This is a genomic window from Pseudomonas sp. HD6422 (assembly GCF_025377065.1).
Lineage (GTDB): Bacteria > Pseudomonadota > Gammaproteobacteria > Pseudomonadales > Pseudomonadaceae > Aquipseudomonas > Aquipseudomonas putida_U.
In genome coordinates, this window is the sequence record NZ_JAHWIW010000052.1 from 17,836 (window position 1) to 29,835 (window position 12,000).

Below are 12,000 nucleotides of genomic sequence, written 5' to 3' on the forward strand. Positions count from 1 at the left end.
CAGGTGCCACACCGGTGTGGGCGGGAGTGTTACCGCCCCTGCCCTCCTCCACAGAAAATCGGGTAACAGGGAAACAAATCGATAGAATTTCCCGAGTGACTTTTTCAGTGAAAATCGTATCCGCTTGATTTAAAAGGATTTTTCAAAATTGGCACGAGACCTGCTATATCTTTGGTACAAGAACAACAAGAATGCGATACCCAATAAAAACAACAGATAACGGCTCTGACAGAACAAGAACAACACGGCAGAGACGCAGCAAGCAGATTTTTTTGGAGTAGACAGCTTTTTCAGGGGTTCGCCCCGCGGACTGACACAGAACAATAAAACTACCTTCAGGTAGCGGCAGTCAGAACGGATCTCAGGATGAAAATCGGTCAGCGCTCAAAAAAATACGTTTGCTCTTGACCCCGAGTGGGGGTCGCCCGCGACACCGAGGCAGGCTTACAAAAACAACAAAAGGCCCGTCTCCAATAATAATAAAAGAGCAGGCAACAACGCTTTGAGGGGAGCTTCGGCTCCCCTCAGTGCTTCCTGCCCTCTTCCTCCTGCTTCATCGCCTGCTCCTCCTTGTCCTGCCCCTCCACCTTCTCGACCAGCAACGGCATCGTCCCAAGCACCAGCAGCGCCATGACCGTGCTGACCAGGGCCGTGGCCTCACGCCCCATACCTGCCGCCGTGCCGATGGCCGCCGTCATCCACAATCCCGCCGCTGTGGTCAGCCCCTTGACGTGGCTGGTGTCCCGTCCGTTGCCCTTGAGGATGGTACCGGCGCCAAGAAAACCGATGCCGGCGACGATGCCCTGGATGACCCGGCTCATTGCCTGCTCGTCGGCGCCGGCCATGCTCGGTGCCAACACGAACAAAGCAGCCCCCAGGGACACCAGCATATGAGTGCGCACGCCCGCCGACTTGCCTCGGTGTTCACGCTCGAACCCCAGCACCGCACCGAGCAGCGCGGCCATCAGAAGGCGCACCAATATCTGCGTCACTTCGTGCAGATCGGTGACATCGGCGAATTCGGCCGCGACGGCCTGCCAGATCGAATCCCACCATGGGTCCATCAGCGCACCCTCGCTACGTCGGTCTGTTGTCGGTAAGCGGTTGACCATGGCCCAGAGAAATCTGTTCCCCCGCAGTGGGCAGCTGCGAATAAATGCAGCATCCACCTCGAAACCACGGTCTGAATGATTGTCCGCCCCAGGAGGCCACAGCCATGCCCATCGAAATCAACGAACACCACTGCACCCTGATTGGCGACCGACTGCGTATCGAGGGTAAAGGGAGTGAGATCGAGATCTTCACCGATGAGCGCCTGCGCATGTCGGTGGCAGTGCTCGCCGGTGAACGAATACCGATCACCGAAGCCGAAGCCGATGCATTGACCGTCGCGGGAGCGCGGGACAGCCGCAGGCATCTCAAAGCCAGTACCCCCGGCTCGGTCATCTGATATGGTTGAAAACGGCTAACCTGCTTCTGTATTGCAAACAGTTCCGGCGCCATACTGGGTCTCACCTTGGCCAGCAGACCCGTATGAAACGCTACGAACAATTTGCCGACGACATCGCTGAACTGATCCGCTCCGGGGTGCTTGGCCCTGGCCAGCGCCTGCCGTCGGTTCGCTACGCCAGCCAGACCCACCGGATCAGCCCCTCCACGGTGTTCCAGGCTTACTATCTGCTGGAGCGCCGGGGGCTCATCCGCGCTCGACCGCGATCAGGCTACTTCGTCAACGCCCATACGCCGCGCTTCTTCTGCGAGCCACAGCTCGAGCCAGCGCTCAGCGAGTCGACGGAGGTGGATGTCAGTGCCTTGGTCTTTTCGATACTCGAATCGATCAAGGACCCCGGCACCGTCCCCTTCGGCTCGGCATTCCCGAGTCCGCAGCTGTTCCCCCTGCAGCGCCTGTCGCGCTCGCTGGCCAGCGCCAGCCGTGCCATGGATCCGCGCATGGTGGTCACCGACCTGTCGCCAGGCAACCCGCAGCTGCGACGACAGATTGCCCTGCGCTACATGGTCGGCGGGCTGATGCTACCGATGGAGGAACTGCTGATCACCAATGGCGCCCTGGAGGCATTGAATCTGTGTGTGCAGGCTGTGACCGAGCCCGGCGACCTGGTGGCCATCGAAGCACCTGCGTTCTATGCCTGCCTGCAGATATTGGAGCGTCTGAAACTCAAGGCCGTGGAAATTCCCGTGCACCCGCGCGAAGGCATGGACCTCGGGGCACTGGCACAAACCCTGGAGAAGCACCCGATCAAGGCGGTCTGGTGCATGACCAATTTCCAGAACCCGATAGGTGCCAGCATGCCGGAAGCGAAAAAGCAGGCGCTGGTGGAATTGATCACGCGGCATCAGGTGCCACTGATCGAGGACGATGTCTACGCCGAACTCTATTACGCTCAACAGGCCCCAAAACCGGCCAAGGCATTCGATACTCAAGGCCTGGTGATGCACTGCGGCTCTTTTGCCAAAAGCCTCGCGCCAGGTTACCGAGTCGGTTGGGTGGCTGCCGGACGCTTCGCGCGCAAGGTCGAACGGCTCAAGTTGATGACTTCGCTGTGCGCCTCGATGCCCGCTCAGGCGGCCATAGCCGACTACCTGCAGCACGGTGGCTACGATCGTCACCTGCGCAAGCTGCGCTATGCGTTGGAAGGCCAGCAGGCCAACATGCTCGCGGCCATCACCCGTTATTTCCCTGCCCAAACCAGGGTCAGCCAACCGTCCGGCGGCTACTTCATGTGGCTCGAGCTGCCTGAACGAGTGGACGCGCTCAAATTGTTCCAGCTCGCGCTCGCCCAGGGCATCAGCATCGCCCCGGGACCGATCTTTTCCCCAAGCCGACGTTTCGACAATTGCATCCGCCTGAATTACGGAAGTCCTTGGGGCACTAGCATCGAAAACGCCATGGAGACGCTGGGGCGCATCATCCGATCGTTCTAACGATCGCGAATCGTTAGTGTTCAGCCGACGGACCCGCTAAAGTCAGTGCTGGGTCCCCAGTCGAGCACGCTCATGTCATCCCGCCGACACCTTTCTCCAAAACGGCAGATCGCGCAGCTGCGGCGCAGCAACGCTCAGTTGCAGGCTTGTCTGGCGTTGCATCGGCAGAATGACCAGTCGTTCTATCGCTCCCTGTTCGAAACCATGGACGAGGGCTTTGGCATCCTCGAGCTGCTCGACAGTCCGCACGGCCCGCTCAGCGATTACATACATGTGCTGACCAACGCGGCCTATACCAGGCATGCAGGCAGCTGCGAAGTAATCGGCAAATCCGTACGTGAGTTGATCCCTGACGAAGCCCACTTGTGGGTAGCGCGGTTCCGTGAAGTGTGGCGAACGGGCGAGCCGTCCCACTTCGAACAAACGCTGATCGCCACCGGCCACGTCCTCTCGGTCACCAGCTTTCGCATCGAACCGGCGGCTCGGCGGCAGGTGGCGGTGCTGTTCAGGGATGTCACCGAGCGGAGCAAGGCCGAACAGTTGCTGCAGCAGATCAAGAAGGATCTGGAACAACGCGTCCACATCGCGATGTCGGAGCGACAGTTGTTCGCTCAACTCGTCGATCACAGCGCGGCCAATGTCCATGTGTTGGATACCGAGCTGCGATGGCTGGCGATCAATCGTCAGGCCAAGCACGACTTTCATCACCTGTACGGCATCACCCCCAACGTGGGCGATGAACTGCCGAAGCTGCTGCCAGCCAACCAGCACGACCGCGTCATTGCGCTGACGCTTTGGCAGCGAGCGTTGGCTGGCGAGCAGTTCACCGTGACCGAGAGGTTTGGCCAGGGCGCTGCACAGCGCCATTATGAGCTGCGCTTCGACTGCATTCGTGGCGACGACGGCAACGTCACTGCAGCGTTCGTCTTCGCCTACGACATCAGTGAGTGGGTCAACGATCAACAGCGTTTGCAGCAAGCCGAGCAGGCTCTGTACCAAGCACGGAAAATGGAAGCCGTAGGCCAACTCACCGGTGGCATCGCCCATGACTTCAACAACCTTCTCGGCAGTATCCTTGGCGCTCAGGAGGTCATGCAGCAGCGGTTGCAGCAGCAGCGATTCGGCGAGCTTGCCCCCCTTCTCGCCGTCAGCAATCGCTCGGCAGAGCGCGCATCGACCATGGTCCATCGCTTGCTGGCCTTCTCCCGCAAGCAAACCCTGCAACCGCAGCCGACCGATGTACGTCGCCTGGTCGATGAAATGCAATACCTGATACATGGCAGCCTGAGACCGGACCTGACGCTAAACTGCCATTTCGCTGAAACACTATGGCCTACGTTCGTCGACCCACCCCAGCTGGAAAGCGCGCTGCTCAACCTCTGCCTCAATGCCCGCGATGCCCTGCAAGATGGCGGCACCATCCGTATTCATGGCGCTAACGTTTCGCTCGACACCCAACTAGCCAGCGAACTGGGCCTGGTCGCAGGCGACTTCATCTGTATTGGCGTCGAGGACAACGGTCTGGGCATGTCGACCCAGGTACTGGAGCGTGCCATAGAGCCGTTCTTCACCACCAAGCCGCTAGGCCAGGGAACGGGGCTCGGTTTGTCGATGGTGTACGGTTTCGCGCGCCAATCAGAGGGGCAGCTATGCATTGAATCCGAACTTGGCGTGGGCACCCATGTTCGCCTCTACCTACCCTGTCACCGAGCAGACGTGAGGCGTGTCGAAAAACCACCGCACATTGCACCGAAGCCCGACGCAGGGTCTGTGCGGGTCGCTTTGCTGGCATACGACATGGCGATGCGCCAAGTGATCGGAGAGGTCGTGGCGGACCTGGGGTATCCAGTTCAGGCGTTGGACTCCTGGCGTGCGGCGATCGACGTCTGCGGCCAGCTGCCCCATCCCCAATTGCTGATCATCGATACAGAGTTGCCCGATGGGCTCAAGGGTCGGCAGGTGGCCGAGCAGGCCATGGCCCTGCGCGCGGACCTGAAGGTGCTGTTCATCACCGGTTACGATGAGCGCGCGGCATTGGGCACCGGGCAGACCTTGCCCAACTCGGCAGTCCTGCGCAAGCCATTCAACCTGGAACAGCTGGCCACGTGCGTGAGCAAGCTGCTGCGCCACGAATAGCGCGCCGCTAGCGCCCTCCGCCGAGGTCGATGAAGCTGCCTGTGCAATAGGAAGCCTTGTCCGACAGCAGCCAGAGAATGGCCTCGGCCACCTCTTCCGGCTGGCCGCCGCGGCCCATGGGCAAGCCTGTTTCGAGCTTGGAGACGCGGTCGGCGTCACCGGACAATGCATGGAACCCGGTGTGAATATAGCCGGGGCGCACACCATTGACCCGGACGCCCTCGCCGGCCACTTCCTTGGCCAGCCCGAGCGTGAAGGTGTCCAATGCACCTTTGGAAGCGGCGTAGTCGACATATTCATTGGGCGACCCGAGACGGGCGGCTACCGACGAGACGTTGACGATGCCGCCACCTTGCCCGCCGTGGCGACGGGACATGCGCAGCAACGCATGCTTGGCGCAGAGCATCGGGCCCACGACATTGGTCTTCATGATCTTGAGCAGTCGGAATTCGGACATGTCCTCGACTTTGCTCTGTTGGCCGATGGTGCCGGCATTGTTGACCAGCGCGGTGATGGGTCCCAGCTCGTGGTCGACGCGCTGGAACAGCTGGATCACCTCGTCCTCGACGCTGGCATCGGCACGCACTGCGATGGCTTCGGCGCCGAGCGTACGGATTTGGGTGAGGATGCGCTCCGCGGCTTGGTCGTCGGTGTGGTAGTTGATGCACACCCGGTAGCCCTGGCGAGCGGCCAGCAACGCAGTGGCCGCGCCGATGCCGCGGCTGCCTCCGGTGATGATGATGACTTTCTCCATAGATCTGCCCATCGTTGGTAACGGGTCCTCGACAATAGGGGAAAAGCCGGTTTGTGGGAATCTGAGAATCTGGGGTACAGCGTTTGTTCGCCCAAACCCACCCTCAATGCCCAGCCGACCCCGCCGCAGGCTTGGCAGTGAACGGCGGCTTGGCAAACCACACCAACAAGATCAACCCCGCGAACACCCAAGTCATCAGGGTGAAATAGTCGACCGTCGACATCATGTATGCCTGCCCGTTGAGGATCTGCTCCAAGCGCGCATATCCCTGCTCCCCCGCACCACCTAGTTGCTCAAGGGTGTGCCGGGTCGCCGGATCGAAGGTACTGATGTGTTCGCTCAGATAGGCATGATGCTGTTCCGCCCGACGAATCCAGATCCAAGTGGTCAACGACGCCGCAAAGCTGCCACCCAGCGTGCGCAAGAAAGTCGCCAACCCGGAGCCATCGGCAATCTGATGCGGCGGCAGGTCGGACAGCAGAATGCTCAGCGTCGGCATGAAGAACAACGCCACACCGATACCCATGAACAACTGCACCAGGGCTATGTGCTGGAAGTCCACCTCACTGGTGAACCCAGCCCGCATGAAGCAACTGCCACCGATGGCCAGGAATGCCAGCCCCGCCAGCACCCGAAGATCGAAGCGGTGCGCATACTTACCCACGAACGGCGACATGATCACCGGCAATAAGCCAATAGGCGCCACCGCCAGCCCCGCCCAAGTCGCCGTATACCCCATCTGCGTCTGCAACCACTGCGGCAAGATCAGATTGATGCCGAAGAAGCCGGCATAGCCACCGACCAGCACCAGGGTACCGATCCGAAAATTGCGGTGTACGAACAGCCGCAGATTCACCACCGGGTGCCGGTCGGTCAGCTCCCAGATGATGAAGATCGTCAGGAATACCACCGAGATGAGGGTGCCGATGATGATGAACGTCGATTCGAACCAATCCAGATCATTGCCCTTGTCCAGCACTACCTGCAACGCTCCGACCCCGATGATCAACGTCAGCAGGCCGATGTAATCCATGGGCTGGCGGCTGGTGACCACCGGACGCGTGCGCATCTGCTGGCGCACCACGGCAGCGGCGAACAGGCCGATCGGTACGTTGATGAAGAAGATCCATGGCCAGCTGTAGCTGTCGGTGATCCAGCCGCCCAAGATCGGCCCGGCAATCGGCGCCACCACCGTGACCATCGCCAGCAACGCCAAGGCCATACCGCGCTTGGCCGGCGGGTACACGGCAATCAGCAGGGTCTGGGTCATCGGGTACAACGGCCCGGCCACGACACCCTGTAGCACCCGGAAGCCAACCAGCTCCGGCATCGACTGGGCGATACCGCACAGGAACGATGCCAGCACGAACAGGAGGGTGGCCCAAATGAACAGCTTGACCTCGCCGAAGCGTCGGCTCAACCAACCGGTGAGCGGCAACGCAATGGCGTTGCTCACCGCGAACGAAGTGATCACCCAGGTGCCCTGCTCATAACTCACGCCCAGGTTCCCGGAAATGGTCGGCAGGGCCACGTTGGCAATGGTCGTGTCCAGCACCTGCATGAACGTTGCCAGAGACAGACCGATGGTCGTCAACAACAGACTCGGCGGGGTGAACTGCGCAGGCGCTTCCTTGCTCATCGCTGGGCCGTCTTGCCGGCGGCGCTGTTCATGTGGATCAGCCGGGCGATCAGCTCATCGGCTTCGGCCAACTGGTGGTCGTAGACCTGGGTGGTGAAGCTGGCCTGCTGCGGCGGTTGCTGCGCCAGGGTCGGGCCGCTCTGGTCGTGCAGGTCGACTTCGGTCACGGTCGACAGGCCAATGCGCAGGGGATGGTCCTTGAGCTGATCGGGATTGATGTGGATACGCACCGGTACGCGCTGAACGATCTTGATCCAGTTACCGGTGGCATTCTGCGCAGGCAACAAGGCAAAGGCACTGCCGGTACCGGCTCCCAGACTATCGACGGTACCGCTGTATTTGACATCGCTGCCGTACAGGTCGGCAGTGATTTCCACCGGCTGACCGATACGCATGTCGCGCAGTTGGGTTTCCTTGAAGTTGGCGTCGATCCACACCTGGTCCAACGGGATCACCGCCATGGTCGCGGTGCCAGGCTGCAGGCGCTGGCCGAGCTGCACGGTGCGCTTGGCCACGTAGCCGGTGACCGGTGCCACCAGGGTGGTACGGGCGTTGTCGAGGAACGCCTGGCGCAGCTGGGCAGCGGCCGCCATGACCTCGGGGTGCGAGGAAACCTGCGTATCGTCCACCAAGGCGCTGCTGGTCTTGAGCTCCTGACGGGCGCTGTTGACGGCGGCCTGGGCGACGGCGAGGTCATCACGGGCGTGGGAAATTTCTTCCGCAGCGATAGCGCCGCTGTCGGCCAGAACCTTACGCCGATTGTAGTTCTGCTGCGCCTTTTGCAATTCGGCCTGACGCGTCTGCAATTGCGCCTTGAGCGCGTCGACGTTGCTGTACAGCCCGCGCACCTGGCGCACGGTGCGCGCCAGGTTGGCCTCGGCAGCCTGCAATGCCACTTCGCTGTCGGCAGGGTCGAACTGCAGAAGCACCTGCCCTGCATGCACCAGGTCGCCATCATCGGCACCGATGCTGGTCACGGTGCCGGTCACCAGGGGGGTGATCTCCACCACGTTGCCGTTGACATATGCGTCATCGGTGCTGACCTGCCAGCGACCGACCAGCGCGTACCAGGCCCAGGTACAGGCCCCAGCAACAATGAGTAACAGCAGCAGACCCAGCAACCAGGCCTTGCGCTTGCGTGGCGAGCCCTGTTCGGCAGGGTTCGGGGTGTCAGTGGAAGTGGCCATGATAATACCTTGGCTAGTACGTAACAGGGTTCAACGATCGCCGAAACGGCGGATCATCAGCGGGTCGCCAGCATTCATCAGCAGTTTGGCCAGCAAGCTTTCGAGGGTGGCGAGTTCCTCGGGTTGCAGCACGCCGACCAGCTCGTTCATTGCCGCAGCACCCACTTCAGGCAAGCGGTTGGCCACGCGTTGGCCTTCGCTGGTCAACGCCAGACGCACCTGGCGGCGGTCCAGGGCGCAGCGATTGCGCTCGACCAGGCCCTTCTGCACCAAGCGGTCGAGCATGCGTGTCATCGAACCGCTGTCCAGCCCCAGATAGCGGCACAGCTCGGCCGGGGTATCCACCTGATATTGGGTGACGATGATCAACACCTTGAACTGGGCCGCGGTGATGCCTTCGGACTCCAGATGCGAGTCAAGGATGCGGTCCTTCAGCAGCGCCGCACGTCCCAGCAAGATGCCGATGGCACAGGTCTCGAAATTTTCCGGGGTGAAATGAGGCATGGCGAATGACTCGGACAATTGTATGCAAATATTACTGCCTAGGCAGTCAATGTCAAAGCCTTGATTAGCAAGCTATCAAATACAGTCATTTCGGGATCGGAATCACTCGCAATTCCGACGAAAAAACACACAACTGATAGTCATTCGCCATTACAGCGTTTATCGATCGCCGGTTGCGAGGGTAGAATGCGCAAAACCCGGAGCCGCAATGAACCAAGACCGCCTCGACCCCAGCCCCGATGATGACCTGACCGATGCTGCCGCCCACTGGTGCATGCGCTTGCATGCCGATGACTGCACAGCAGCCGAGCGGGAGGCATTTTCGCGCTGGATAGCAGCGGATTCCCGGCGCCGGGAAGAATACGAAGCGATGCTGGAGATCTGGTACACCGCCGATTTCCTGCCTCGCACGGCGACGGTGGTCGACTTCAACCCGCTGGCCGCGGCCAAGGCACCACGCAACTGGCGCCCGTTGGCCTCGGCTGCAGTGGTCGCGCTGGTCGCACTGCCCCTGCTCGGCTGGTTGGGCTGGGAGCAAGGTTGGCTGCCCAACCATTACCAGCACTTCGAAGCCGGCGATCAGATGCAGACCGTGCAATTGAGCGATGGCAGCACCGTCGAGCTTAATCTGCACACCGAACTGACCTTCCTCAACTACAAGGATCAGCGCCACGTGACCTTGGACCACGGCGAGGCGTTCTTCAAGGTCGCGCACGACAGCACTCACCCGTTCATCGTCCACGCAGGCGCGGGCCAGACCCAGGTCACCGGCACTCAGTTCAACGTCTGGAAATACCAGGACCAGGTCAAGGTCACACTGGTCGAAGGCTCCGTGCTGGTCAGCAGCAGCGGCAACGGTGCGGGTTACCATCTGAGCCCGGGCATGCAGGCTCACTACCAGGCGGGCGACTTCGAGCCGCAATTGGCCCAGAGTGACGATTACGGCAACAACCTGGCCTGGCGCAGCGGCAAGCTGATCCTCGACAACCTCCCGCTCGATCAGGCCCTGCCGGTCATCAATCGCTACCTGGAGTCGCCATTGCGCCTGGCCGACCAAGCCACCGGCCGGGTTCGTATCAGCGGCATCTACAACACTCGAGAAGTGAGCCGGCTGGTGGATAACCTGCCCAAGGTATTGCCGGTCTACCTGACCCGCAGCAAGGACGGCAGCACCGTCCTCAACAGCATCTCCCCACCGCCGAACAAAGGCTGACCCTGCGTTACAGCACCATGGCCGCCAACCAGCCGAACGTCAACAACGGCAGGTTGTAGTGGATGAAGGTCGGCACCACGGTATCCCAGATATGGTGGTGCTGGCCATCGACGTTGAGCCCGGAGGTCGGCCCCAAGGTCGAGTCCGATGCGGGCGAGCCAGCGTCGCCCAACGCGCCGGCGGTGCCGACGATGCAGACCGTGGCCAGTGGGTCGAAACCAAGCTGCACGCACAGCGGCACGAAGATCGCCGCAAGAATCGGAACTGTCGAAAACGACGAGCCAATGCCCATGGTCACCAACAGGCCTACCAGCAGCATGAGCAATGCCCCCACGCCTTTGCTATGGCCGATCCACTGGGCCGCGGCCTCGACCAGGCTGTTGACCTCGCCGGTGGCCTTCATCACATCGGCGAAGCCGGAGGCCGCGATCATGATGAAACCGATCATCGCCATCATCTTCATGCCTTCGGTGAACAGGTCATCGGTGTCTTTCCAGCGCACGATCCCCGACAGCGAGAACACCAGGAAGCCGACCATGGCGCCGATGATCATCGACCCCACCCATAACTGGATGATGAACGCCAAGGCAATCGCCAGGCCGGCCACCAGCAAGGTCAAAGGGTTGTACTGCACGCTGACCTGCTCAACCTGCTCGATGCGTGCCAGGTCGTAGTCACGCTTGCCTCGGTAACTGAAGAAGACCGCCAGCAGCAGCCCCACCAGCATCCCGGCCGCCGGAATGGCCATGGCGTGGCTGACATTGACCCCGCTGATATCGACACCGGCACGGGCCACATTGGCCAGCAGGATCTGATTGAGGAAGATGTTGCCGAACCCCACGGGCAGGAACATGTAAGGGGTGATCAGACCGAACGTGATGACGCAGGCCACCATCCGCCGGTCGATGCGCAGGCGCGTCATCACATACAGCAACGGCGGCACCAGCAGCGGGATGAAGGCGATATGGATAGGCAGGATGTTCTGCGACGCCACGGCCACCACCAGCATCAGGCCAATCAGCAGGCCCTTGACCTTGCCACCCTCGGCACGCCCCTTCAGGTCGACCATCGACAAGGCCCGGTCGGCCAAGGCATGGGCGAGACCCGACTTGGCTATCGCCACGGCAAAAGCACCGAGCAAGGCATAGGACAGCGCTACGGTAGCGCCACCACCGAGGCCGCCATTGAATGCGTTGAGCGTGCCCTCGATCCCCAGCCCACCGACCAACCCACCGACCAGTGCGCCAATGATCAGGGCGATGACCACGTGCACGCGTGACAGGCTCAGAACGAGCATGATGCCCACTGCGGCGATCACTGCATTCATGGTTTGGCGTTCCTCGTTGCGATTAAAAAAAGCGCGCACTCTGCCGCAGTGGGCGGAGGATGTCAAAACGGCGACTGTTGAAATCATGTGCGGCTGCGCCAGCGTTCCGTAGTCTAGGCCTTCCGTCCCGCGAGCTAGGGGTTCTTCTTGGATTGGTGGGGCTTGGGCTTGGGGATTGGGGATTGGATGGTTGATCCGAGACGTGTAGCGGCGCTACCGACCCCTTCCGCCTTCGGCGGCCTACTTTTCTCTTGGGAAAAGTAGGCAAAACCGCTTGCTCCTGCATCCGGCCCTCCG

At 61.1% G+C, this 12,000-nt stretch carries 10 protein-coding genes; 4 read left to right on the top strand and 6 right to left on the bottom strand.

Annotated features, from left to right (window positions below):
• Positions 1-524: 524 nt before the first annotated feature.
• Positions 525-1,064, bottom strand: coding sequence for an MgtC/SapB family protein (locus KY379_RS25495; protein ID WP_261240381.1), 540 nt, complete (start codon positions 1,062-1,064; stop codon positions 525-527).
• Between the two features lie 152 nt (positions 1,065-1,216).
• Here KY379_RS25495 and KY379_RS25500 point away from each other — a divergent pair, with 152 nt between their 5' ends.
• From KY379_RS25500 to KY379_RS25510, 3 genes are all read left to right on the top strand, one after another.
• Positions 1,217-1,450, top strand: a complete 234-nt coding sequence (locus tag KY379_RS25500; RefSeq protein ID WP_133324360.1) for a DUF3203 family protein — start codon at positions 1,217-1,219, stop codon at positions 1,448-1,450.
• Between the two features lie 83 nt (positions 1,451-1,533).
• Positions 1,534-2,943 (top strand): GntR family transcriptional regulator MpaR, encoded by a 1,410-nt coding sequence (mapR, locus tag KY379_RS25505; protein WP_261240380.1) that lies wholly within the window; start codon positions 1,534-1,536, stop codon positions 2,941-2,943.
• A 72-nt stretch (positions 2,944-3,015) separates the two neighbouring features.
• Positions 3,016-5,079, top strand: coding sequence for a PAS domain-containing protein (locus KY379_RS25510; RefSeq protein ID WP_261240379.1), 2,064 nt, complete (start codon positions 3,016-3,018; stop codon positions 5,077-5,079).
• Between the two features lie 7 nt (positions 5,080-5,086).
• Here KY379_RS25510 and KY379_RS25515 read toward each other — a convergent pair whose 3' ends face one another.
• The 4 genes from KY379_RS25515 to KY379_RS25530 form a co-directional block, all read right to left on the bottom strand.
• Entirely contained in the window at positions 5,087-5,833 is a 747-nt protein-coding gene (locus KY379_RS25515) for an SDR family oxidoreductase (RefSeq protein WP_261240378.1), read from the bottom strand.
• Positions 5,834-5,936: 103 nt separating this feature from the next.
• Positions 5,937-7,472, bottom strand: a complete 1,536-nt coding sequence (locus KY379_RS25520) for a DHA2 family efflux MFS transporter permease subunit (protein ID WP_261240377.1) — start codon at positions 7,470-7,472, stop codon at positions 5,937-5,939.
• Positions 7,469-8,659 (bottom strand): HlyD family efflux transporter periplasmic adaptor subunit, encoded by a 1,191-nt coding sequence (locus tag KY379_RS25525; RefSeq protein ID WP_196173594.1) that lies wholly within the window; start codon positions 8,657-8,659, stop codon positions 7,469-7,471. The genes KY379_RS25520 and KY379_RS25525 overlap by 4 nt, the downstream gene beginning before the upstream one ends.
• Positions 8,660-8,689: 30 nt before the next feature.
• On the bottom strand, positions 8,690-9,163 hold the full coding sequence (locus KY379_RS25530; protein ID WP_133324370.1) for a MarR family winged helix-turn-helix transcriptional regulator: 474 nt from the start codon (positions 9,161-9,163) through the stop codon (positions 8,690-8,692).
• A gap of 208 nt (positions 9,164-9,371) precedes the next feature.
• Here KY379_RS25530 and KY379_RS25535 point away from each other — a divergent pair, with 208 nt between their 5' ends.
• Positions 9,372-10,376, top strand: coding sequence for a FecR family protein (locus tag KY379_RS25535; protein ID WP_196173592.1), 1,005 nt, complete (start codon positions 9,372-9,374; stop codon positions 10,374-10,376).
• A gap of 7 nt (positions 10,377-10,383) precedes the next feature.
• Here KY379_RS25535 and KY379_RS25540 read toward each other — a convergent pair whose 3' ends face one another.
• A complete protein-coding gene (locus KY379_RS25540; RefSeq protein WP_133324374.1) occupies positions 10,384-11,703 on the bottom strand; it encodes a Na+/H+ antiporter family protein in 1,320 nt (439 codons plus the stop codon).
• Positions 11,704-12,000: the final 297 nt, after the last annotated feature.

Bases quoted from the DNA above. Each gene is read 5' to 3' on its own strand.
- KY379_RS25495 (WP_261240381.1), bottom strand. From the start codon at position 1,064: ATGGACCCATGGTGGGATTCGATCTGGCAGGCCGTCGCGGCCGAATTC.
- KY379_RS25525 (WP_196173594.1), bottom strand. From the start codon at position 8,659: ATGGCCACTTCCACTGACACCCCGAACCCTGCCGAACAGGGCTCGCCA.
- KY379_RS25530 (WP_133324370.1), bottom strand. From the start codon at position 9,163: ATGCCTCATTTCACCCCGGAAAATTTCGAGACCTGTGCCATCGGCATC.
- mapR (WP_261240380.1), top strand. From the start codon at position 1,534: ATGAAACGCTACGAACAATTTGCCGACGACATCGCTGAACTGATCCGC.
- KY379_RS25520 (WP_261240377.1), bottom strand. From the start codon at position 7,472: ATGAGCAAGGAAGCGCCTGCGCAGTTCACCCCGCCGAGTCTGTTGTTG.
- KY379_RS25510 (WP_261240379.1), top strand. From the start codon at position 3,016: ATGTCATCCCGCCGACACCTTTCTCCAAAACGGCAGATCGCGCAGCTG.
- KY379_RS25515 (WP_261240378.1), bottom strand. From the start codon at position 5,833: ATGGAGAAAGTCATCATCATCACCGGAGGCAGCCGCGGCATCGGCGCG.
- KY379_RS25540 (WP_133324374.1), bottom strand. From the start codon at position 11,703: ATGAATGCAGTGATCGCCGCAGTGGGCATCATGCTCGTTCTGAGCCTG.
- KY379_RS25535 (WP_196173592.1), top strand. From the start codon at position 9,372: ATGAACCAAGACCGCCTCGACCCCAGCCCCGATGATGACCTGACCGAT.
- KY379_RS25500 (WP_133324360.1), top strand. From the start codon at position 1,217: ATGCCCATCGAAATCAACGAACACCACTGCACCCTGATTGGCGACCGA.